This is a genomic window from Streptomyces sp. NPDC088725 (assembly GCF_044751305.1).
Lineage (GTDB): Bacteria > Actinomycetota > Actinomycetes > Streptomycetales > Streptomycetaceae > Streptomyces.
Genome location: NZ_JBIVLO010000001.1, coordinates 1 through 23915, shown reverse-complemented (window position 1 = coordinate 23915; position 23915 = coordinate 1). Strand labels below are relative to the sequence as shown.

The following is a 23915-nucleotide window of genomic DNA, read 5'->3' as shown; positions in this document are numbered from 1 at the left end:
TCCCCAGGTCCGGGCGTTTGTCAGTGGCCGGGTGCACGATGGGGGCATGGCACGGTCAGCGCTCGACTCCTTCTCCCCCGCGACCCGCAGCTGGTTCGCAGGGGCCTTCTCCGCGCCCACCCCGGCGCAGGAGGGAGCCTGGCGCGCCATCGAGGAGGGTTCGGACGTACTGGTCGTGGCTCCGACCGGCTCGGGCAAGACGCTGGCCTCGTTCCTCGCCGCCCTGGACCAGCTGGCGTCGGCGCCACCGCCCGCCGAGCCGAAGAAACGCTGCCGGGTGCTGTACGTATCGCCGCTCAAGGCGCTCGCGGTCGACGTGGAGCGGAATCTGCGCAGCCCGCTCACGGGGATCCGGCAGGAGTCCGTCCGGCTCGGGAAGCCGGAACCGGAGGTGCGGGTCGGCATCCGCTCGGGCGACACCCCGGCGGCCGAGCGCCGGTCGCTGGCCACGAAACCGCCGGACATCCTGATCACCACCCCCGAGTCGCTGTTCCTGATGCTGACGTCCGCCGCGCGTGACGCGCTCGCCGGTATCGAGACGGTGATCCTGGACGAGGTGCACGCCGTCGCGGGCACGAAGCGGGGAGCGCATCTGGCGCTGTCCCTGGAACGGCTCGACGAGCTGCTGCCGCGCCCGGCCCGCCGGATCGGTCTCTCCGCCACGGTGCGTCCGGTGGAGGAGGTGGCCCGCTATCTGTCGCCGCGGCGCAGGGTGGAGATCGTACAGCCGCCCTCCGGCAAGGAGTTCGATCTCTCCGTCGTCGTCCCGGTCGAGGATCTGGGCGAGCTGGGCGGCTCCCCGGCCTCGGAGACGGAAAAGGCGGAGAAACCCTCGATCTGGCCGCATGTCGAGGAGCGGATCGCCGATCTCGTCCAGGCGCACCGCTCCACGATCGTCTTCGCGAACTCCCGCCGGCTGGCGGAGCGACTGTGCAACAGACTGAACGAGATCGCGTACGAGCGTGCCACGGGCGAGGCCATGCCCGAAGCCCACTCCCCCGCCGAGATCATGGCCCAGTCCGGCGCGGCGAACGGAGCCCCGCCGGTGCTCGCCCGGGCCCATCACGGCTCGGTCTCCAAGGAACAGCGGGCCCAGGTCGAGGAAGACCTCAAGGCGGGCAGGCTGCCCGCCGTGGTGGCCACGTCCAGTCTGGAGCTGGGCATCGACATGGGCGCGGTGGATCTGGTCGTCCAGGTCGAGTCACCGCCCTCCGTCGCCTCGGGGCTCCAGCGGGTGGGCCGCGCGGGCCACCAGGTGGGGGCGGTCTCCAGGGGCGTCTTCTTCCCCAAGTACCGCGGCGATCTGGTGCAGGCGGCCGTCGTCACGGAACGGATGCGCACCGGATCCATCGAGGCGCTGCGCGTCCCGGCCAATCCGCTGGACGTACTGGCGCAGCAGCTCGTCGCCATGGTGTCGCTGGACACCGTGCAGGCCGACGATCTGCTCGCCCTGGTCCGCCGCGCCGCGCCGTTCGCCGCGCTGCCCGAGTCGGCCTTCACCTCCGTGCTGGACATGCTCGCGGGCCGCTATCCCTCCGACGCCTTCGCCGAACTGCGCCCCCGGGTGGTGTGGGACCGCGTCACCGGTACGGTCACGGGCCGTCCTGGAGCGCAGCGCCTCGCCGTCACCTCCGGAGGCACGATCCCCGACCGCGGCCTGTTCGGTGTCTTCCTGGTGGGCGCCGACCCGAAGAAGGGCGGCGGACGGGTCGGCGAGCTGGACGAGGAAATGGTCTACGAGTCCCGGGTGGGGGATGTCTTCACCCTCGGTACGACGTCGTGGCGGATCGAGGACATCACCCGGGACCGTGTCCTGGTCACCCCGGCCCCGGGCGCCCCGGGACGACTGCCGTTCTGGAAGGGCGACCAGCTGGGCCGGCCGCTGGAGCTGGGCCGCGCGGTCGGCGCGTTCCTGCGCGAGGTCGGCTCCCTGCCCGCCGAGGACGCCCGGCTGCGCCTGCTGACCGCCGGTCTGGACGCCTGGGCCGCCGAGAACGTCATCGCGTACCTGGACGAGCAGCGCAGAGCCTGCGGTCACATCCCGGACGACCGAACGATCCTCGTGGAGCGATTCCGCGACGAGCTGGGCGACTGGCGCGTGGTGATCCACTCCCCGTTCGGTGCCCAGGTGCACGCCCCCTGGGCACTGGCCCTCGGCGCGCGTCTCGCCGAGCGCTACGGCATGGACGCGCAGGTGATGCACGCGGACGACGGGATCGTACTGCGCCTGCCCGACGCCGATCTGATGGGCTTCGATCTCCTGGACGACGACTTCGCGAGCGGAGACGGCCCCGGGAGCGGAGGCGGCCAGGGGAGCAACAAGGAGGCCGACCGCCCCGGATCGTTCTTCGACAGCGAGCAGCCCCCTGTCGGAGCTGCGGACGTCGCCTTCGACAAGGGCGAGATCCGGGGCATCGTCACCGACCAGGTGGGCGGCTCCGCGCTGTTCGCGTCCCGCTTCCGGGAATGTGCGGCGCGCGCCCTGCTGCTGCCGCGCCGCAGCCCCGGAAAGCGCACCCCGTTGTGGCAGCAGCGCCAGCGGGCCGCTCAGCTCCTCCAGGTGGCGAGCGAGTTCGGCTCGTTCCCGATCGTGCTGGAAGCGGTCAGGGAATGCCTCCAGGACGTCTTCGACGTCCCCGGTCTCACCGAGCTCATGGGCGACCTCGAGTCGCGCCGGGTGCGTCTGATCGAGGTCACCACCACCGAGCCCTCCCCCTTCGCCCGTTCCCTGCTGTTCGGTTACGTCGCCCAGTTCCTCTACGAGGGCGATTCCCCCCTCGCCGAGCGCAGGGCCGCGGCGCTCTCCCTCGACTCCCGCCTGCTCGCGGAACTGCTCGGCCAGGCGGAGCTGCGGGAACTGCTCGACCCCGAAGTCCTCACCGAGCTGGAGCATGAACTCCAGTGGCTCACCGACGACCGCCGTGTGAAGGACGTGGAAGGCGTCGCCGACCTGCTGCGCGTCCTCGGCCCGCTCACCGGCGCCGAGCTGGCGGAGCGCGGCGCGCAGGCCTCCTGGGCCGAGGAGCTGGCCGCGTCCCGCCGTGCCATCACCGTCCGCATCGGCGGAGCCGACCACTGGGCGGCGATCGAGGACGCGGGCCGGCTGCGGGACGCGCTGGGCACGGCGCTGCCTGTCGGCGTACCCGAGGCGTTCACGGAACCGGTCAAAGACCCTCTGGGCGATCTCCTCGGCCGCTACGCCCGTACGCACGGCCCTTTCGCGTCCTCCTCGGCCGCCGCGCGTTTCGGTCTCGGCCCCGCCGTCACGGACGGCGCTCTCCAGCGCCTGGCGGCGAGCGGCCGGGTCGTCCAGGGCGAATTCCACCCGTCCGGGATCGGGCAGGAATGGTGCGACGCGACGGTGCTGCGCCGGCTGCGGCGCCGCTCCCTGGCCGCGTTGCGGGAAGAGCTGGAGCCGGTGGCGCCTGCCGCACTCGCCACGTTCCTCCCCCAGTGGCAGCATCTGGGCCACCACAGCCTGCGCGGAATCGACGGCCTGGCCCGCGCCGTCGAGCAGTTGCAGGGCGCGCCCGTCCCCGCGTCGGCGCTGGAGAAGCTGATCCTCCCCTCTCGCGTCTCCGGCTACACGCCGGCCCTCCTGGACGAGCTGACCACCACCGGCGAGGTCGTCTGGGCCGGAGCCGGCTCCCTGCCGGGCAAGGACGGCTGGGTCTCTCTCCATCTCGCCGACGCCGCCCCCCTGTTGCTGTCGCCCGCGCGCCCGCTGGAGCTCACCGCCCTGCACGAGTCGGTCCTCACCGCGCTCACCGGCGGCTACGGCCTCTTCTTCCGGCAGATCGCCGACCAGGTACGCGCCACCACCCACCCCGACGCCACCGATCCCCAACTGGCCGACGCCGTATGGGACCTGACGTGGTCGGGCCGGCTCACCAACGACACACTGGCACCGCTGCGTTCGCTGCTCGGCTCCGGACGCACCGCGGGCTCCACCGCCCATCGCGGGCGCCGTCCGGTCCCGCGCGGCCGGTACGGCACGCTCACCGCCGCGGCCAGGCCGGCGTCCCGTACCGGCCCGCCGACGGTGAGCGGCCGCTGGTCGCTGCTGCCAGGCCTGGAGCCGGACCGCACGCTTCGCGCGCATGCCCTGGCCCGCACCCTGCTCGACCGCCACGGCGTCGTCACCCGGGGCGCGGTCGCCGCCGAAGGGGTCGAGGGCGGCTTCTCGGCGACGTACCGCGTGCTGTCCGCCTTCGAGGACAGCGGGCAGGCCCGCCGCGGCTATGTCGTGGAGGGCCTGGGCGCGGCGCAGTTCGCGATGGACGGCGCCGTCGACCGGCTGCGCACGGCGGCGACGGCCCGCGATCGCGCGGAGTCCCAGGCACCCCGCGCCCTGGTCCTGGCCGCGGCCGATCCCGCCAACGCGTACGGCGCGGCCCTGCCCTGGCCAGAGCCCCCCGACGGAGCCGGCCACAAGCCGGGCCGCAAGGCCGGTTCGCTGGTCGTGCTCGTCGACGGCGAGCTGACGCTCTACATGGAACGCGGCGGGAAGACGCTGCTGGCGTGGCCGAAGGACCCGGAGGATCCCGCGCTCCAGGCAGCCGCCCAGGCACTGGCGGACACCGCACGCTCCGGTTCGCTCGGCACGGTCACCGTGGAGCGCGCCAATGGTGCCTCGGCCCTGTCCTCACCCCTCGGCCACGCGCTGGAGGCGGCGGGCTTCCACGCCACCCCGAGAGGCCTGCGCCTGCGCGCCTGACACCAGCGGCCCCTGATCTCCGCGGCACCTGCCATCCGTCCGCCTGACTTTTCGCCGGTAAGCCCTCCATGCCCGCATGATGGGACGCGGGCCCGAAGGAGACATCGCATGCCCGAAGGAGACACCGTCTGGCAGGCTGCCCGGCGGCTGCACACCGCCCTGGCGGGGTGCGTGCTGACCAGGTCGGACCTGCGCGTCCCCCGTTTCGCCACCGCCGACCTGACCGGCCGTACCGTCCTCGATGTCACTCCGCGCGGAAAGCATCTCCTCACCCGGATAGAGGGCGGCCTGACGCTCCACTCGCATCTGCGGATGGACGGCGCCTGGAAGGTGTACGCCGCCGGCGAGCGCTGGCGCGGCGGCGCGGACCACCAGATCCGGGCCGTCCTCGGCACCGCGGAAAACACCGCGGTGGGCTACCGCCTGCCCGTCCTTGAGCTTCTGCGTACCAGCGAGGAGGCGAAGGTGGTCGGTCATCTGGGCCCCGACCTCCTGGGACCCGACTGGGATCCGGCGACGGCACTGCGCAATCTGCTGGCGGATCCGGGACGTCCGGTCGGCGAGGCGCTGCTCGACCAGCGCAACCTCGCCGGGGTCGGCAACATCTTCAAGTCCGAGACGTGTTTCCTGGCCCGCGTCACGCCGTGGCTCCCCGTGGGAGAAGTCCCGTCGCCGCAGCGGCTGGTGACAGCGGCGAAGAAACTCCTCGAAGCCAACCGCGAACGCCCGGGCGGCCAACGGCGGCTCTACGTCTATGGCCGCGCCGGACGGCCGTGCCCCCGGTGCCGCACGGCCGTCCGTACCGCCGACCAGGACAACCGCCCCACCTACTGGTGCCCCCACTGCCAGTCGGGGCCCGCCGGCTGACGCCGTCTCATCCCGGCGTCAGCCGCCGCACCATCACGTCATGCCGACGTCTGCCGTCACCCCGTCACGTCATGCCGGCATCACTTCACGAGGGGGTCGGCGGGCTCCGTGCCCGGGCGGCGGCGACCGGCGCCGGCCGCGGTCTTCCGCGAGGCGGCGTGCACCGGCAGCAGGCTCAGCCCCCAGCCGCCCACCGCCACCGTTCCCTCCACCACTCCCGCGTGCCCGGGCGCCAGCACGAGCCGCAGTACGGCCCACCACCACAGCCCGCCCAGCGCGAGCGACAGCAGCAGCACTCCTCGCCTCAAGAGGCCTCCTTCGCCGCCGAGCAGCGATCCCGCTTCCCGGAGTCCTCCCGGCAGTCTGCCCCGGCAGCGACGGCGCCGCACCCAGGAGCCGTCCCCGGAAGACGTGCGCAGGAAATCGGCGGCACCGTCAACAGCGGGCTCGCTACCCACTCTCCGCCTGGAACATCCAGGCATGCTTCTCCAGATCCGCGGTCACCTGGATCAGTACGTCCTGCGTCACCGGATCCGGCTCGTCCGTCGTCTGAACGCGCTCACGCATCCGCGTGATCACCGCGCCCAGGGCGTCCACGAGGATCTGTACCGCGTCCCCGTCCTTGATCCAGCCGTCGGGCACGGTGCCGATCGCGCTCTGGGCAGCCACGGTGCCGGCACGTCCGTCCGGCGTCACGCCGATCGCGGAGGCCCGCTCCGCCACGGTGTCCGAGTGCTGGCGCGCGGTGGTCACGACTTCGTCGAGCTGGAGATGTACCGAACGGAAGCGCGGCCCGACGATGTTCCAGTGGACCTGCTTGGCCACCAGCGAGAGGTCCACCAGGTCCACGAGCGCGCCCTGCAGCGACTCGCCGACCAGCTTCAGGTCTTTCTCGGACAGGGAACTCTTCACCACAGACATGCACGTCCTCCAGTTCCGTCACCGATGTACAGCCGCGCACCAGTCCCGTACGCACTTTCCACCATGACACAAATGGATCAAACCGGGCGCATCGGGCATGAAGAAGGCCCCGGTGGGCTCGTACGCACCCACCGGGGCCTTCTCGTTCGGAAAGCGGTCGCCCTCAGGCAGCGACGACGTCCACCGCCTCCGTTGGCGCCTTGATCGTCACCCGTTCCGTCGGCACTCCGGCCACCGACGTCACAGAGACAGAATTGAGCATCGGGCGTACCGGCACCGGCTCACTGGCCGACGCCATCCTGGCCAGCTCGGCCAGCGACAGTTCGTCGCTCACTTCCCTCATGAGCTCGGACATCCGTACGTCAAGCGCGTCGCAGATCGCCGAGAGCAGTTCGGAGGATGCCTCCTTCTGCCCCCGTTCCACCTCGGAGAGATAGCCGAGAGAGACCCGGGCGGACGAGGAGACTTCGCGCAGAGTACGGCCCTGGCGCTGGCGCTGCCGACGCAGTACGTCACCAAGCAGGCGACGGAGCAGAATCATCGGTGGCTCCCTCCTCGGACCGCGTAGCCGCATCCTTCACGCCCCACCGTACCGCCTCGCGCCGCGGCCGTGCGGGGAGCGATGTCGTGTTCACTCAGGGCTGCAAACATCAAAACTCCCCGTTCTGTTCCGTATCCTGTGCGCGCCCATTCCCGGAAAGTTCGCCCAGCAGCAGGACAAGCACGCTCCGCACGCTCTCTTTACGGATGTCCGCGCGGCCGCCGTTCAACCGTAGTGCGGACACTTTCCCCGGGCTGTCCGGTCCGGCGACGGCCACGAAGACGGTTCCCACGCTCTGCCCGTCCTGCGGCTGCGGCCCCGCGACCCCGGTGGTCGCCGCGCCCCAGTCGGCGCCGAGCGCCTTCCGCACGCCGACCGCCATCTGCCGTGCGACCTCGGCGTCGACCGCGCCGCGCTCCGCCAGTAGGGGTCCGTCCACGCCCAGCACGTCCCGCTTGAGATCCGTCGCGTAGGCCGTGACGGACCCGCGGAAGGTCCGGGAGGCGCCGGGGACCGACGTCAGCTCCGCGGCCAGCAGACCGCCGGTGAGGGACTCCGCGACCGCGAGCGTGCCGCCCCGCTCGTCGAGCAGCGCCAGGACGCGCGCCGCCTCGCCCTTCACCGCGCCGACTCCGCCGCCCCGGCGGCCGCGCGCTCCGCGGCCAGAGCGGCGCGGCGCAGTGTGATCGCCTGGCGCACGTAGTCGAGCCCGGTGACCACCGTCAACACGACAGCGACCGCCATCACCCAGAAGCGCATCGTGGCGAGCGGCCCCGTGAGCACGAGCACGTACATACCGACGGCCGTGCCCTGCGCCAGGGTCTTCAGCTTGCCGCCCCGGCTGGCCGGGATGACGGCAAGCCGGATCACCCAGAACCGCATCAGGGTGATCCCCAGCTCGCGGAAGAGGATCACGCCCGTGACCCACCACGGCAGATCGCCGAGGAACGACAGACAGATCAGCCCCGCGGCCATGATGGCCTTGTCCGCGATCGGGTCGGCGATCTTGCCGAAGTCGGTGATCAGGTTGTACGTACGGGCCAGATGCCCGTCGAAGATGTCGGTGATCATGGCGACGGCGAACGCCGCCCACGCCCAGGCCCGCCATTTGGGGTCGGTCCCGTTGTCCTCGAGCATCAGTGCCACGAACGCGGGCACGAGGACCAGCCTCACCATGGTGAGGATGTTGGCGATGTTCCACACACCGGCCTGTCCTGCCGCCGCGGCAGCCAGTGTGGCCGGGGGCACCGGAGTGGCCCCGGAACCGCGCGCGGCCGACGCCGGGGCTCCCGTCACCTGGCCGCCTCCTCACCCGGCACACGGAGCCCGCCGGCAGGAAGGCCGACGGGCTCGGCCACGAGGTCCACGCCCTCGGTCCCGACCACCTTCGCCTCCACCATGCGGCCGGGGACCAGTCCCTCGCGGGACGTGAAGATCACCTGGCCGTCCGTCTCCGGGGCCTGGTGCGCGGCCCGGCCGGTCGCGGCCTCGTCCTCGCCGCCCACGGACTCGACGAGCACCTCCAGGCTCTCGCCCAGGCGCTCCTCGGCCCGCTGGGCGGTCAGTTCCTCCGCGAGCCTCGACAGGTGCGCCAGCCGCTCGGCGACGATGTCCTCGTCCAGCTTGTTCTCGTAGGTGGCCGCCTCGGTGCCGTCCTCGTCCGAGTAGCCGAAGACGCCGATGGCGTCGAGCCGCGCGCCATTGAGGAAGCGTTCCAGCTCGGCGAAGTCGGCCTCGGTCTCGCCGGGGAAACCGACGATGAAGTTCGAGCGGACGCCGGCCTGCGGAGCCTTGCCGCGGATGGTGTCCAGCAGTTCGAGGAAGCGGTCCGTGTCGCCGAAGCGCCGCATCGAGCGCAGCACGGCGGGCGCCGAGTGCTGGAAGGAGAGGTCGAAGTACGGCGCGACCTTGGGCGTCGAGGTGAGGACGTCGATCAGGCCGGGACGCATCTCCGCGGGCTGGAGGTAACTGACCCGCACCCGCTCGATGCCGTCGACGCCGGCCAGTTCGGGCAGCAGGGTCTCCAGCAGCCGGATGTCGCCGAGGTCCTTGCCGTACGAGGTGTTGTTCTCCGATACGAGCATGACTTCCTTCACGCCCTGCTCGGCCAGCCAGCGCGTCTCGCCCAGCACATCGCTCGGGCGCCGCGAGATGAAGGAGCCGCGGAAGGACGGGATGGCGCAGAAGGAACAGCGCCGGTCACAGCCGGACGCCAGCTTCACGGAGGCGACGGGGCTGCTGTCGAGGCGGCGGCGCAGCGGCGCGCGCGGCCCGGACGCGGGCGCGAGCCCTTCCGGCAGGTCCTCGGGGGCCGGGGCCGGGGCGAGGTCGCCGTGTCCCGGCAGAGCCACCCCGCCCGCGCCCTGGCGCTCGGCGGGACTGAGCGGCAGCAGCTTGCGGCGGTCCCGGGGGGTGTGCGAGGCGTGGATGCCACCGTTGAGGATGGTCTGCAGCCGGTCGGAGATGTCGGCGTAGTCGTCGAAGCCGAGTACACCGTCCGCTTCCGGGAGGGCCTGCGCCAGCTCCTTCCCGTACCGCTCGGCCATGCAGCCGACGGCGACGACGGCCTGGGTCCTGCCATGATCCTTGAGATCGTTGGCTTCCAGCAGGGCGTCTACGGAGTCCTTCTTGGCGGCTTCGACGAATCCGCAGGTGTTGACGACGGCGACATCCGCGTCGGAGGCGTCCTGGACGAGCTGCCAGCCGTCCGCTGCCAAGCGGCCTGCGAGCTCCTCCGAATCGACCTCGTTGCGGGCGCAGCCAAGAGTGACCAGTGCGACGGTACGGCGTTCGGGCATGGGCTCAAGACTACGTTGTCCTGGCCCTGCCCCTGCCGTGCAGGGCTGACCGGCGGCCCGCAGGCCGTCGATCAGCCGACTTCCGGGTCACCCTGCGTGTACGAAAGCCGCTCGACCTGACCCGATTCGAATTCGTCCTCGACCTTCTTGCCGTTCACGAACAGGTCGATCGCTCCGGCATTGCCGAGGATGAGGTCGATCTGATCGTCGTCCTGGAAGGTCTTGGACTGCCCCTTGAGGAGCAGTCCGTCGAAGAGCAGCTTGCCGTTGTGCGCCTTGGCGGAGATCCAGCTCTTGTCGTCCCTCGCGGAGAGCTTCACCGTGACCTTGTCGCGCGGAGCCGCGGCGATGGCGCTCTCGGAGGGGTCCGGCTCACCGGCCGGCTTGCTGGGCACCGTCGTGGCCGTGTTGGTGTCCTCGGGCGTGGGGCCCTCGGCGACCGGCTTGGTCTTGCCCGCGTCGTCACCGCCGCCGATCAGGGTGAAGCCGGCGAAGCCGGCCACCGCGACGATCGCGGCGACCATGGCCGCGGTCCAGTTGGGCCGGCGCCGTTCCGGCCGGATGCGCTCCGCTTCGAACAGCGGTGCCGCCAGAGTGGGCGCGGGGCGCCCGCCGTGCTGGGCGTCGTACCGTTCGACCAGCGGATCGGGATCGAGCCCGACCTGGTGGGCGAGCATGCGGATGTGGCCACGGGCGTAGACGTCACCGCCGGAGGGCGAGAAGTCGTCCTGCTCGATCGCGTGCACGATGGGAACGCGCACCCGGGTGGCAGCACTGACCTCGTCCACCGTCAGATTCGCGGCGACACGTGCTTCTTGAAGGGCGCGGCCGATCGAAGGCCGGTCGTCCTCGGTCGGGTTCCGGCTGACTTCCGGGGAGTCGTCTTCGGGGGATTTGCCGTCGGGGGATTTGCCGATGGACACGGGGGCGCCTTTCGAGCGTGTAGCCACCTGCTGGACGTTCAGTCTATGGGTGGTACGAAAGGGTGGGGCAACCGGGCGGATGCTCCCTGTACGCCATCGGACTGGCCGAACGGCGTGGTGGGTGGAGTGACAAAGTCTGCTCCCTCTCTCCAACTTGACGCTTGGCCAAGGGAAACGGTTGCATTCTGTCTCCCTACGAGTCGGATTCCCCGCGAATCACGGCCAACACACCGTCGAGTTCGTCCGCCTTCACCAGGACGTCGCGCGCTTTGGAGCCCTCGCTGGGCCCGACGATGCTCCTCGACTCCATCAGGTCCATCAGCCGGCCGGCCTTGGCGAAACCGACGCGCAGCTTGCGCTGGAGCATCGAGGTCGACCCGAACTGAGTGGAGACCACCAGCTCGGCGGCCTGGCAGAGCAGATCGAGATCGTCGCCGATGTCCTCGTCGATCTCTTTCTTCTTCGCCGTACCGACGACGACGTCCTCGCGGAAGACGGGCGCCATCTGATCCTTGCAGTGCTGGACGATCGCCGCGACTTCGTCCTCCGTCACGAAGGCGCCCTGCATACGCGTCGGCTTGTTCGCCCCCATAGGGAGGAACAGGCCGTCGCCCTTGCCGATCAGCTTCTCCGCGCCCGGCTGGTCGAGAATGACCCGGCTGTCGGCCAGTGAGGACGTGGCGAACGCGAGCCTCGAAGGCACGTTCGCCTTGATGAGGCCGGTGACGACGTCGACCGAGGGCCGCTGCGTGGCGAGCACCAGGTGGATACCGGCGGCGCGGGCCAACTGGGTGATACGGACGATGGCGTCCTCGACGTCACGCGGCGCGACCATCATCAGGTCCGCCAGCTCGTCGACGATGACCAGCAGATACGGATACGGCGACAGCTCGCGTTCGCTGCCCTCCGGCGGCTTGACCTTGCCGGTGCGTACGGCGTGATTGAAGTCGTCGATGTGCCGGAAACCGAACGCGGCGAGGTCGTCGTAGCGCAGGTCCATCTCGCGGACGACCCACTGAAGCGCCTCGGCGGCCCGCTTGGGGTTGGTGATGATCGGGGTGATCAGGTGCGGGATGCCTTCGTACGCGGTGAGTTCGACGCGCTTGGGGTCGACGAGGACCATCCGCACGTCCTCCGGGGTCGCCCGGACCATCACCGACGTGATGAGGCAGTTGATGCAGGAGGACTTGCCGGAACCGGTCGCGCCCGCGACGAGCAGGTGCGGCATCTTGGCGAGGTTGGCCATCTCGTAGCCGCCCTCGACGTTCTTGCCGAGCGCGACCAGCATCGGGTGGTCGTCCTCCGCCGCGTCCGCCAGGCGCAGCACATCGCCGAGGTTGACCATCTCGCGGTCGGAGTTGGGGATCTCGATGCCGACGGCCGACTTGCCGGGGATCGGGGAGATGATCCGTACATCGGGGCTGGCCACCGCGTACGCGATGTTCTTGGTGAGCGCGATGATGCGCTCCACCTTCACGGCGGGGCCGAGCTGGACCTCGTAGCGCGTGACCGTGGGCCCCCGGGTGAAGCCGGTGACGGTCGCGTCGACCTTGAACTCCATGAACACGTTGGTCAGCGAATCGACCACCGCGTCGTTGGCGGCGCTGCGCGTCTTGCCGGGGCCGCCGCGCTCCAGCAGGTCGAGTGAGGGCAGGGAGTACGTGATGTCCCCGGCGAGCCGCAACTGCTCGGCGCGCGGCGGCAGCGGCCGTTCCTCGGCGGGCACGGGCTTGGTCAGATCCGCCACGGCCCCGGCGGGCGCGGGCCGCTTGTGGCCCGCCCGCGCGGTCGGCACGGGCACGGAATGCTCCCCGGTGTCCTCCGCCGGCTCCGGCCCGAACCCTTCCGCGGCCACTTGCGGGGTCCCCGGGCCGGCGTCCGGCCGCTCGCGCGTCCGGTCGACGCCCTGGGTCAGGTCGGCGACGATCGGCGACGGCGGCATCCCGTTGAGGACGGCGCCGTCCAGCGCGGCGGCGGCCGCGGCCGCGACATCCACGGCGTCCATGGTCCGGCCGAGAGCCGGCTGTACGGGACCCCTGCGCGGCCGTTCGCGGCGCTTCGCGATGGCCTCGACCTCGGCCTGGTGCCTGCCTCCGGCCTGCCGGCGCCCGCGGTCGGGCAGCGCCTCACGCCACTGCTCGTCATACCGCTCGTCGTCATCGTCGTACCGCTCGGACCCGGACTGCTCGACGGAATCGACTATCCCCAGCCGGGAACCGAGCAGGCGCAGCCGCTGGGGAATGGCGTTGACCGGGGTGGCGGTGACGACCAGCAGGCCGAAGAGCGTGAGCAGCAGAAGCAGCGGCACGGCGAGGACCTCGCCCATCATGAAGATCAGCGGCTCGGAGGCCGCCCAGCCGATCAGCCCGCCGGCGTCCTGCATGGCCTCCGTGCCCGCGTCGCGCCCCGGCGCTCCACAGGCGATGTGGACCAGCCCGAGCACACCGATGACCAGAGCGGACAGGCCGATGACGATCCGGCCGTTGGCCTCGGGCCGCTCCGGATAGAGGATCAGCCGCACGGCCATGGCGCCCAGCAGTATCGGTGCCAGCAGATCGAGGCGGCCGAAGGCTCCGGTGATGAGCATCTGGACCAGATCGCCCACCGGCCCCTGGAGGTTCGACCAGGTGCCGGCCGCGATGATCAGCGCCAGACCGAGCAGCAGCAGCGCCACTCCGTCCTTGCGGTGCGCCGGGTCGAGCCCCTTGGCGCCGCGCCCTATACCGCGGAACATCGCCCCGACCCCGTGCGCCGCACCGAGCCAGACGGCACGTACCAGCCGGAACACGCCCGCTGTCGGGGACGGCGCGGGCCTGGGCGCGGGCCTGGGCGCGGGCCTGGCGGCCGCTTTCTTCGCGGGCGGCCTCTTGGCGGGTGCTTTTTTCGCTGGCGGCGGTTTCTTCGCCGAGGTCTTCTTGGCGGGCGCCGCCTTCCGCACGGCGCCCGTCGTACGGCCGGCACGCGGCTTCGCAGTGCCCGCCGTGCCCTGGGAACCCTTGCCGGACGTACGTGAGGCCATGGTGGTGAGGTTACCGGTGTGAGCGCCCGCGGACACGTGTGCCTACCGCTTCACCCGATCGTGTCGTCCTTGGTACGTCAGGCAACTGACGCCTCCTCAGCTCACGACTCCACGGGCAGCGGACCCGAACCGCCGCCCGTACCCGGCTCCAGCGCGTCGAGTGCCCGGCGCAGACCGGTCAGCTTGCGCTCCAGATGGGCCGCTGTGGCGACCGCCGAGGCGTCCGCGGATTCGTCGTCCAACTGCTTGGACAGCGCCTCCGCCTGCTCCTCGACCGCCGCGAGCCGCGCGGACAGTTCGGCCAGAACCCCCGACGGCTCCCGGGTCTCCCCGGCGCCCGCCAGCTGGCGCCGCAGCAGCTCGGCCTGCTCCTTCAGCTGACAGTTCTTCATGTACAGCTCGACGAAGACCGAGACCTTGGCACGCAGCACCCAGGGGTCGAACGGCTTCGAGATGTAGTCCACCGCACCCGCCGCGTATCCCCGGAAGGTGTGGTGCGGGCCATGGTTGATGGCCGTGAGGAAAATGATCGGGATGTCGCGCGTCCGCTCGCGCCGCTTGATGTGCGCGGCGGTCTCGAAGCCGTCCATTCCCGGCATCTGAACATCCAGCAGAATGACCGCGAAGTCGTCTGTCAGAAGCGCCTTGAGCGCTTCCTCCCCTGACGATGCCCGCACCAGTGTCTGATCGAGCGCAGAGAGGATGGCCTCCAGCGCCAGCAGATTCTCCGGCCGGTCATCGACCAGGAGGATCTTGGCCTTCTGCACCATGGCCGCCCGCCCTCCTCGCCCCTCCACGGGGCCTCCCCTGTGTGCGGGGCTCGGGAAACCACCGGCCACCGCTCCAGGGGACGGCTCCCTTACGCCGTCCGTCCTTGTGCCGGTCATCGTAGCCGCACCCCGCTTGTCGCCACACCCTGTCACCGCGATGTCACTGTGCACGAAGCGAAAACGTGGCGCGAGACCAGAAGGTTCCCCCGATATCGGCACCTCACACCACCCCGGCCACCGACGGCCGGAGGAGCGGGAGGAATCGTACCCTCACTGATCATTTGTCCTGCATCCACTGTTCCATGACCGTCAGCAGGTGGTCCGGATCCACCGGCTTCGTCACGTAGTCCGACGCCCCGGATTCGAGGGCCTTCTCCCGGTCGCCCTTCATCGCCTTCGCGGTGAGCGCGATGATCGGCAGATCGACGAACTGCGGCATCCTGCGGATCGCCGAGGTCGTCGCGTACCCATCCATCTCGGGCATCATGATGTCCATCAGCACGACCGTCACATCGTCGTGCTGCTCCATGACTTCGACACCCTCGCGGCCGTTCTCCGCGTAGAGCACGGCGAGACCGTGCTGCTCCAGGACAGCGGTGAGCGCGAAGACGTTCCGGATGTCGTCGTCCACGATCAGCACCTTCTCGCCGTGGAACGCGAACGTACGGCGCTCCTGAGGGGCCTCCTGGGCGCCCTCACCAGCCGCCCCCACGGTCCAGGACTCCTGCTCGCCCGAAGGGGCCACCGGAGCCGCCGAGCCCCCCTGCCGCGCCTCCCCGGAGCCCTCTTCGCCGGCCCCGGCGCTCTTGCGCCTGCGCCGGAAGAGCGTGGCGGGCCCCGGCGGCAACTGCGCGGGTGCGAAGGCCTCCAGGCGGGCGGGGCCGGCCGGCTCCTCCGCGCCCCTGATCTGCGACCTGCGCATCTGCGGCTCCATACCGGCGGGCGTCAGCTGCGGATAGCCCTGCGGGGGCAGTTCGCTCGGATGCAGCGGCAGGTAGAGCGTGAACGTCGACCCGCGTCCCGTCTCACTCGCCGCGTGGATCTCGCCGCCGAGCAGCCGCGCGATCTCCCGGCTGATGGACAGACCGAGGCCCGTACCGCCGTACTTCCTGCTCGTCGTACCGTCCGCCTGCTTGAACGCCTCGAAGATCACCCGCATCTTGCTCGCCGCGATACCGATACCGGTGTCGGTGACCGAGAACGCGATCAGGTCGCTGTCCGCCTCGCGCAGCGAACCCGCTTCGAGCAGCTGCTCCCTGATCGCGTTCGGCACATCGGCGCCCGCGGGCCTGATGACCAGCTCCACCGCGCCGCTGTCGGTGAACTTGACCGCGTTGGACAGCAGATTGCGCAGCACCTGCAACAGCCGCTGCTCGTCGGTGTGCAGCGTCGCCGGCAGCTCGGGCGAGACCCGTACGGAGAAGTCGAGGCCCTTCTCCGCCGTCAGCGGCCTGAACGTCGCCTCGACGTAGTCGACGAGCTGGACCAGCGCGATCCGGGTCGGGCTGACGTCCATCTTGCCCGCCTCGACCTTCGACAGGTCGAGGATGTCGTTGATCAGCTGGAGCAGATCGGAACCCGCTCCGTGGATCGTCTCCGCGAACTCCACCTGCTTCGGCGAGAGGTTGGACTCCGCGTTGTCCGCGAGCAGCTTGGCGAGGATCAGCAGCGAGTTGAGCGGCGTACGCAGCTCGTGCGACATGTTCGCCAGGAACTCCGACTTGTAGCGCATCGAGACGGCCAGCTGCTCGGCCCGCTCCTCCAGGACCTGCCTGGCCTCCTCGATCTCGGTGTTCTTCACCTCGATGTCGCGGTTCTGCTGCGCCAGCAGCTCGGCCTTCTCCTCCAGTTCCGCGTTGGACTCCTGAAGCGCCTTCTGCCGGTTCTCCAGCTCCGCGGAACGCTCACGCAGCTGCTCGGTCAGCTCCTGCGACTGCTTCAGCAGGACCTCGGTCTTGGTGTTGACGCTGATCGTGTTGACGCTCGTCGCGATCATCTCGGCGATCTGGTTCAGGAAGTCCCGCTGGATCTGCGTGAACGGCTGGAACGACGCCAGCTCGATCACCCCGAGGACCTTCCCCTCGAACAGCACGGGCAGCACGATCACATGTGCCGGCGACGCGTCACCGAGACCGGACGAGATCTTGAGATAGCCCGGCGGCACGTTGATCTGGATGGTGCGTTTCTCCTCGGCCGCCGTGCCGATCAGGGTCTCGCCGGGCCGGAAGGACGTCGGCATGGAACCGGCCGAGTAGCCGTAACTGCCGCGCATGCACAGCTCGTACGAGCCGCTCTTCTCCACGCCCGGGCCCAGTTCCGGGACCGTACCCGTCTGCATCGCCAGGAAGAACGCGCCGTGCTGCGCCGAGACCACCGGGGTCAGCTCGCTCATGATCAGCGAGGCCACGTCGTCGAGATCGCGACGGCCCTGCATCAGACCGGAGATACGGGCGAGGTTGCCCTTCAGCCAGTCCTGCTCCTCGTTGGCGAGGGTGGTGTCGCGGAGATTCGCGATCATCGTGTTGATGTTGTCCTGGAGGACCTGGATCTCGCCCGCCGCGTCGACGTCGATCTTGAGATTCAGATCGCCTCGCGTCACCGCCGTGGCGACGGCGGCGATCGCCCGCACCTGCCGGGTCAGGTTCCCGGCCATCTCGTTCACCGACTCGGTGAGGTCGCGCCAGGTGCCGTCGACGTCACGCACCCGTGCCTGACCGCCCAGTTGCCCGTCCGTACCCACTTCGCGGGCCACCCGGGTGACCTGGTCGGCGAAGGAGGAGAGCTGGTCCACCATCGTGTTGATGGTGTTCTTCAGCTCCAGGATCTCGCCGCGCGCGTCGATGTCGATCTTCTTGGTGAGATCACCCTTGGCGATGGCGGTGGTGACCGTCGCGATCTGGCGCACCTGACCGGTCAGGTTGGACGCCATCGAGTTCACGGACTCGGTGAGGTCCTTCCACGTACCCGAGACCCCGGGAACGCGTGCCTGGCCGCCCAGTTCGCCCTCGGTGCCCACCTCGCGGGCGACCCTGGTCACCTCGTCGGCGAACGAGGACAGGGTCTTCACCATCGTGTTGACGGTGTCGGCCAGCTCCGCGACCTCGCCGCGCGCCTCGACCGTCACCTTCTTCGTCAGGTCACCGTTGGCGACCGCCGAGGAGACCCGCGAGATGTTGCGCACCTGGCTGGTCAGGTTGTTGGCCATCGTGTTGACGTTGTCGCTGAGGTCCTTCCAGATACCGGTGACTCCCCGGACCCTGGCCTGGCCACCGAGAATGCCCTCGGTACCCACCTCGCGGGCGACGCGCGTCACCTCGTCGGCGAAGTTCAGCAGCTGGTCGACCATGGTGTTGACGGTCGTCACCAGGTCGAGGATCTCGCCCTTGGCGTCAACGGTGATCTTCTTCGACAGATCGCCCTTGGCGACCGCCGTCGTGACCTCGGCGATGTTGCGCACCTGCGAGGTCAGGTTGTTCGCCATGAAGTTGACGGACTGGGTGAGGTCCTTCCACGTACCGGAGACGCCCTGGACCTCGGCCTGACCGCCCAGGATGCCTTCGGTGCCCACTTCCCGGGCCACCCGGGTCACCTGCTCGGCGAAGTTGGACAGCTGGTCCACCATCGTGTTGAGCGTGTTCTTCAGCTCGAGGATCTCGCCCCGGGCGTCCACGTCGATCTTCTGCGACAGGTCACCCCGGGCCACCGCCGTCGCGACCTGCGCGATGTTGCGCACCTGACCCGTCAGGTTCTCCGCCATGCCGTTCACGGAGTCGGTCAGTTCCCGCCAGACGCCGGCCACGCCGGGCACCTGCGCCTGACCGCCGAGCCGGCCGTCCGTGCCCACCTCGCGCGCGACCCTGGTCACCTGATCCGCGAACGCGGAGAGCTGGTCGACCATCGTGTTGATGGTGTTCTTCAGCTCGAGGATCTCGCCCCGGGCGTCCACGTCGATCTTCTGCGACAGGTCGCCCCGCGCCACGGCCGTGGTCACCTGGGCGATCTGCCTCACCTGGTCGGTGAGGTTCCCGGCCATGAAGTTGACGGAGTCGGTGAGTTCCTTCCAGGTACCGCTGACGCCGTCCACGCGGGCCTGGCCGCCGAGGCGGCCCTCCGTACCCACGTCGCGCGCCATACGGGTCACCTGGTCGGCGAACGACGACAGCTGCGACACCATCGTGTTGACGGTGTTCTTGAGTTCCAGCATCTCGCCCGCGACGTCCACGGTGACCTTCTGCGACAGATCGCCGTTGGCAACCGCCGTCGTCACCTGGGCGATGTCCCGCACCTGCCCGGTGAGGTTGCGGAAGGCCGTGTTCACCGAATCGGTGAGGTCCTTCCACGTACCGGCGGCGCCCGGCACCTCCGCCTGGCCGCCGAGCCGGCCCTCGACACCGACCTCCCGCGCGACCCGGGTGACCTCGGAACCGAACGCCGAGAGCTGGTCGACCATCGTGTTGACGGTGTTCTTCAGCTCCAGCATCTCGCCCGCGACATCCACGGTGACCTTCTGCGAGAGGTCACCGCTGGCGACCGCCGTCGTCACCGTGGCGATGTCACGCACCTGAGTGGTCAGGTTGCGGAAGACGGTGTTGACGGAGTCCGTGAGGTCCTTCCAGGTCCCGGCGGCGCCCGGTACCTGCGCCTGGCCACCGAGCAGGCCCTCGGCTCCGACCTCGCTCGCGACGCGCGTCACCTCGTCGGCGAACGTACGGAGCGTCTCGGTCATCTGGTTGATCGTCTCGGCGAGCTGGGCGACCTCGCCGCGCGCGTTCACCGTGACCTTCTGCGACAGATCACCATTGGCGACGGCTGTCGTGACCTGCGCGATGCCCCGCACCTGGTTCGTCAGGTTGCCGGCCATCGTGTTCACCGAATCGGTGAGGTCCTTCCACACCCCGGCCACACCGGGCACGGTCGCCTGGCCGCCCAGCTCGCCCTCGGTACCGACCTCCCGGGCGACGCGCGTGACCTCGGAGGAGAAGGAGGACAGCTGGTCCACCATCGTGTTCACGGTGTTCTTCAGCTGGAGCATCTCACCGGCCACATGGACGGTGACCTTGCGCGACAGATCACCCTTGGCCACAGCCGTGGTGACGAGAGCAATGTCACGCACCTGAGCGGTCAACCGGTACGCCATCGTGTTGACGGAGTCCGTGAGGTCCTTCCATGAACCCGACATGCCGCGCACCTTGGCCTGGCCACCGAGCTTCCCCTCGGTACCGACCTCCAGCGCCACCCGCGTCACTTCGTCGGTGAACGCCGAGAGCTGGTCGACCAGGTTGTTGACCGTACGGGCGACCTTCAGGAACTCGCCCCGCAGCGGCCGCTCCGCCCCGTCCGACGATTCCGAGCGCAGCTCCATCCGCTGCTCCAGGTCGCCCTCCGCCACCGCGGAGAGCACCCGCCCGACCTCGGACACCGGCCGCGCCAGGTCGTCCACCAGCGCGTTCGACGCGTCGATCGCGGCGGCCCAGGAGCCCTCGCAGGCCCCGGTCTCCAGCCGCTCGGTCAGCTTCCCCTCACGCCCGACCATGCGCCGCACACGCGCCAGCTCACCCGTGAGGTGGAGGTTTCGATCGGCGACCTCGTTGAAGACGGCGGCGATCTCCGCCATCACATCGTCGCCGGCCACGGTCAGACGTTTGCGGAAGTTGCCGTCTCTCATGGACACGAGCGCCGTCAGCAGTCTGCTCAGCTCCGCCGAGTCCACCTCGGTTGTCCCGTTGCTCCGGGACCGTCCGCCTTTTGCGCGCGAGTTGTCGCCACGCGCTGTCACGCCAGACTCCACCGTGTCCCTCCCGCAGGGGTTGACCGTACTGTCCGGGCTGTCTCCGGAAGCCTGCCCAGTGTTTCACCCCGGTCGAACCAGGCGATAACAGATCGGCAGCTTCGCATAGCGTCCCCGCCCCCGGAGGGCGGAAACAGTGGTGACCGGCATCCGCCACGACCGCGAAGGTAAGTAACCTGGCATCCGGCTGTCCAACCCGCTCCGGTCTGCCCGGCAGGGGCGGTATGGCGAAGGTACTACCACCGGGCACCTGGAGGGGCGGGGCCGATCATGGCAGAGCCGGGCGTCGAAACGCGTATGAGGAGTTCTGTGATCACCGCGCGGGCGGCTGCCACCTTCGACCCGGTAGGGCGGTCCGTAGCGACCGCTCGTGCCTTTGTCCGGGACACGCTCCAGGGATGGGGCTTCTCCGACGTCGTCGATGACGCCGTCGTTCTCACCAGCGAACTCGTCACCAATGCGGTGATCCACGCCGGCACCTCCGCCGACGTTCTCTGCCTCCGTACGGAGGACGGCGTCCGCGTCGAGGTCGCCGACCGATACCCCGAACGCGAAGTGCCCATGCAGGGCACGGGAAAGTCACTGGGCAGCCCCGACCGCGAGAACGGTCGCGGCCTGCTGCTCTGTGCCGCGCTCGCCTCCCGCTGGGGCGTCGAGTACACCCCGACGTACAAGAAGGTCTGGTTCCAGCTCGACCTTCCGGAACGGCCGGTCGGCGCCCGTTCCGCGGGGCCCGTCCTCCCCGTCGATCTGCTGCCCGTGGCGGACGAGCGGGTACGGGTCGCCGTCGTGCAGGTCGACAGGACCGGCGCCCTGATGAGCTGGAACGACGACGCGGAACACATTTTCGGCTATCCCGCCGAGAAGGTCATGGGCAAACCCTTCACGGAATTCGCCGCGTGGCCCCACACCCCGGGCACAGGCACCGGCATCGTCGACGCGCTCCACCTCTCCCGCTGGGAGGGCAGTTACGGCATGCGCGGCGCCGACGGCCGCGTCATCCCCGTCTACGCCTCGCACCTGCGGGTGCGCGACACCCAGGGCGAGCCGTCCACGGTCTGCCTTCTCGTACGCGACTACGAACGCGCGGTCATCCAGACCCCGCAGCGCGTCCCTGTGACCGAGGGCTCCGAGAGCCGCGCCGCGGACCCCTTCGAGGTGTTCATCGGCTCCCCGGCCCCCGACGACCTCGACGGACTGCTCCAGCGCACCGTGGAGCGCGCCCGCGACATGCTCGACGGTGACGCGGCCTTCCTGCTGCTCGCCACGGACGACGAGACCGAGCTGGAGGTGCGCTCCACCACTGGGCTTCCCTCCGCCCGCCAGCGCTTCGCCCGCGTCCCCGTGGAGGCGGGCACGGGACGCTACGGCTCCGCGCGCATGCCGGCCGTCCACGAGGACCTCATGGCCGTTCCCGGGGCCGTCCCGCTGCTCAACGACACCGGGATGCGTTCCGTCGTGACCGTCCCGCTGAAGGTGGAGGGCCGCCTCACCGGGTCCCTGGGCGTCGCCTCGGAGACGGCCGCCCATTTCTCGAACGAGGAGGCGCTGCGCCTCCAGTTCGCCGCGGACCGTATCGCCCTGGCCGTCGAGTCGGCCCGCCTCGGCGAGCTGGAACGGCTCCGCCGCGGCTCGCTGTCCTTCCTCGTCGAAGCCTCCGACCTGCTGGCGGGCACGCTGGACCGCGACCAGACACTGGCGCTGATGGCCCAGATGACCATCCCGACCCTCGCCACCTGGTGCGCCGTCTACACGATCGCCGACCAGTCCTCGGAGCCCTACCTCTCCTTCGTCCTGCACGAGGACGAGGAGCGCATCGACGGCCTCAAGTCCCTGCTCTCCAAGATCAGTCCGCCCGACCCGGTCCCGACACCGGGCGCCCGTATCTGGACCGCGCCGGCCGAGGCCGCCCACCAGGCGGCGCTGCGTACGTCCATCCGGGAGCTGGGAGGGGGCTCCGCGCCTGTCTCCTCGGGAATCGGCACCACGCTCGCGACGGCGGCCGCTGTCGGCGGAGAGACCGTGGTACTGCCGCTGGTCGCCCGTAACCGCGTCATCGGCATGCTCACACTCGGCAAACCGTCCGACGACCACTTCCGCCAGGAGATCCTGGAACTGGCCGAAGACCTCTCCCGGCGTGCGGCACTCGCTCTCGACAACGCGCGCCTCTACTCGGAGCGCACGGCCATCAGCCAGGCGCTGCAGAAGAGTCTGCTGCCCCCGGGCCTCCCCCAGATCGCCGGTGTCGAGGTCGAGGTCATCTACCGCGCCGCCGGCGAGGGCAACGAGGTCGGCGGTGACTTCTACGACCTCTTCCCGATCCGCGACGGCGCTTACGGCTTCGCCATCGGCGACGTCTGCGGTACGGGCCCCGAGGCCGCGGCCGTCACCGGCCTGGCACGGCACGCGCTGCGGCTGCTGGCCCGTGAGGGCTTCACCGGACCCGCGGTCCTCGAACGACTGAACGCGGCGATCCTGGACGAGGGCGAGCGCAGCCGCTTCCTCACGCTGCTGTACGGCGAACTGTGGCCCCAGGAGGACGGCAGCGCGCTCCTGAAGGTCGTCTGTGCCGGACATCCGCTCCCGCTGCGCCTGCGCCAGGACGGCACCGTCGAACCGGCTGCCGAGCCGCAGCCGCTGCTGGGCGTGCTGGACGACCTGAGCCTGTACGAGCAGACGGTCACCCTGGACCCCGGCGATGTCCTCCTGTGCGTCACCGACGGCGTCACCGAACGCAGGGAGGGAACGCGCATGCTGGGCGACGACGGTCTGGCCGAGGTACTGACCACCTGCACGGGCCTCACGGCGGGCGCGGTCGCCTCACGCGTCCTGCGCGCCGTGGAACGCTTCGCCGCGGAGCCGGCGTCGGACGACATGGCGATCCTGGCCATGCGCATCCCTGAGCCCCAGCCCAGCTAGAGACAGGACACCTCCGGACCCGGACATGCGAAAGGACCCCCGCCTGCAGGCGGGGGTCCTTTCCTTTACCGGAGCCCCAATACGGAATCGAACCGTAGACCTTCTCCTTACCATGGAGACGCTCTACCGACTGAGCTATTGGGGCGCAGCAACAAGAGAAAGCATACCTGAAACTTCCTGATGCTCAGAACCCACACCACCACCAGGAACCACACCGCTCCCTGCGAGGGAAGGCACGAGGGAAGGTGCAATGGAAGCCGTATCCGCAAAGTGTCCACCCCTGGAACACGGAGAGAACGCAGAGGGCACAGGGGGCATCCGGAGAAATCGATGGTGAACGCAGAGAAGCCCCGTACCATAAAGGTACGGGGCTTCCCCATAAAAATTGTTCGGCGGCGACCTACTCTCCCACAGGGTCCCCCCTGCAGTACCATCGGCGCTGAAAGGCTTAGCTTCCGGGTTCGGAATGTAACCGGGCGTTTCCCTAACGCAATGACCACCGAAACACTATGAAATTAAACAACCGGTAACAACACAGCCGTTCATTATTTCAGAACCAACACAGTGGACGCGAGCAACTGAGGACAAGCCCTCGGCCTATTAGTACCAGTCAGCTTCAACCGTTACCGGTCTTCCACATCTGGCCTATCAA

General features: G+C 69.8%; 13 protein-coding genes, 1 tRNA gene and 1 rRNA gene. 3 read left to right on the top strand and 12 right to left on the bottom strand.

Annotated features, from left to right (window positions below; all coding sequences use genetic code 11):
• The first annotated feature begins 46 nt into the window (after positions 1–46).
• Together ACIP6N_RS00075 and ACIP6N_RS00070 are read left to right on the top strand one after the other, a co-directional pair.
• Positions 47–4717 carry a DEAD/DEAH box helicase gene (locus tag ACIP6N_RS00075; RefSeq protein ID WP_401811572.1) on the top strand — a complete coding sequence of 1557 codons (4671 nt, stop codon included), beginning with the start codon at positions 47–49 and terminating at the stop codon, positions 4715–4717.
• A 108-nt stretch (positions 4718–4825) separates the two neighbouring features.
• Positions 4826–5584, top strand: coding sequence for an Fpg/Nei family DNA glycosylase (locus tag ACIP6N_RS00070; protein ID WP_401811570.1), 759 nt, complete (start codon positions 4826–4828; stop codon positions 5582–5584).
• Positions 5585–5664: 80 nt separating this feature from the next.
• Here ACIP6N_RS00070 and ACIP6N_RS00065 read toward each other — a convergent pair whose 3' ends face one another.
• The 10 genes from ACIP6N_RS00065 to ACIP6N_RS00020 form a co-directional block, all read right to left on the bottom strand.
• A complete protein-coding gene (locus tag ACIP6N_RS00065; protein ID WP_401811569.1) occupies positions 5665–5892 on the bottom strand; it encodes a hypothetical protein in 228 nt (75 codons plus the stop codon).
• 142 nt (positions 5893–6034) lie between these two features.
• Positions 6035–6505: a Dps family protein gene (locus tag ACIP6N_RS00060; RefSeq protein ID WP_401811567.1), complete on the bottom strand. Its 471-nt coding sequence runs from the start codon at positions 6503–6505 to the stop codon at positions 6035–6037.
• Between the two features lie 163 nt (positions 6506–6668).
• Positions 6669–7046 carry a helix-turn-helix domain-containing protein gene (locus tag ACIP6N_RS00055; protein ID WP_401811566.1) on the bottom strand — a complete coding sequence of 126 codons (378 nt, stop codon included), beginning with the start codon at positions 7044–7046 and terminating at the stop codon, positions 6669–6671.
• A 109-nt stretch (positions 7047–7155) separates the two neighbouring features.
• Complete coding sequence (locus tag ACIP6N_RS00050; RefSeq protein ID WP_401811565.1) at positions 7156–7668, bottom strand: CinA family protein; 513 nt, start codon at positions 7666–7668, stop codon at positions 7156–7158.
• Entirely contained in the window at positions 7665–8342 is a 678-nt protein-coding gene (gene pgsA, locus ACIP6N_RS00045; RefSeq protein ID WP_401811564.1) for a CDP-diacylglycerol--glycerol-3-phosphate 3-phosphatidyltransferase, read from the bottom strand. The genes ACIP6N_RS00050 and pgsA overlap by 4 nt, the downstream gene beginning before the upstream one ends.
• Complete coding sequence (gene rimO / locus ACIP6N_RS00040; RefSeq protein WP_401811563.1) at positions 8339–9844, bottom strand: 30S ribosomal protein S12 methylthiotransferase RimO; 1506 nt, start codon at positions 9842–9844, stop codon at positions 8339–8341. The genes pgsA and rimO overlap by 4 nt, the downstream gene beginning before the upstream one ends.
• Positions 9845–9915: 71 nt before the next feature.
• Positions 9916–10761 carry a helix-turn-helix domain-containing protein gene (locus tag ACIP6N_RS00035; RefSeq protein WP_401812571.1) on the bottom strand — a complete coding sequence of 282 codons (846 nt, stop codon included), beginning with the start codon at positions 10759–10761 and terminating at the stop codon, positions 9916–9918.
• A gap of 199 nt (positions 10762–10960) precedes the next feature.
• Positions 10961–13786, bottom strand: a complete 2826-nt coding sequence (locus tag ACIP6N_RS00030; RefSeq protein WP_401811562.1) for a DNA translocase FtsK — start codon at positions 13784–13786, stop codon at positions 10961–10963.
• A 101-nt stretch (positions 13787–13887) separates the two neighbouring features.
• Positions 13888–14556 carry a two-component system response regulator gene (locus ACIP6N_RS00025; RefSeq protein ID WP_401811561.1) on the bottom strand — a complete coding sequence of 223 codons (669 nt, stop codon included), beginning with the start codon at positions 14554–14556 and terminating at the stop codon, positions 13888–13890.
• A gap of 277 nt (positions 14557–14833) precedes the next feature.
• On the bottom strand, positions 14834–20344 hold the full coding sequence (locus ACIP6N_RS00020; RefSeq protein ID WP_401811559.1) for a HAMP domain-containing protein: 5511 nt from the start codon (positions 20342–20344) through the stop codon (positions 14834–14836).
• 270 nt (positions 20345–20614) lie between these two features.
• Here ACIP6N_RS00020 and ACIP6N_RS00015 point away from each other — a divergent pair, with 270 nt between their 5' ends.
• Complete coding sequence (locus tag ACIP6N_RS00015; protein ID WP_401811558.1) at positions 20615–23263, top strand: SpoIIE family protein phosphatase; 2649 nt, start codon at positions 20615–20617, stop codon at positions 23261–23263.
• Between the two features lie 72 nt (positions 23264–23335).
• Here the strand turns inward: ACIP6N_RS00015 and ACIP6N_RS00010 are convergent.
• Both ACIP6N_RS00010 and rrf read right to left on the bottom strand, forming a co-directional pair.
• Positions 23336–23408: transfer RNA gene (locus tag ACIP6N_RS00010), tRNA-Thr, on the bottom strand.
• 242 nt (positions 23409–23650) lie between these two features.
• Positions 23651–23767: ribosomal RNA gene (gene rrf / locus ACIP6N_RS00005) — 5S ribosomal RNA — on the bottom strand.
• Between the last annotated feature and the right edge of the window lie 148 nt (positions 23768–23915).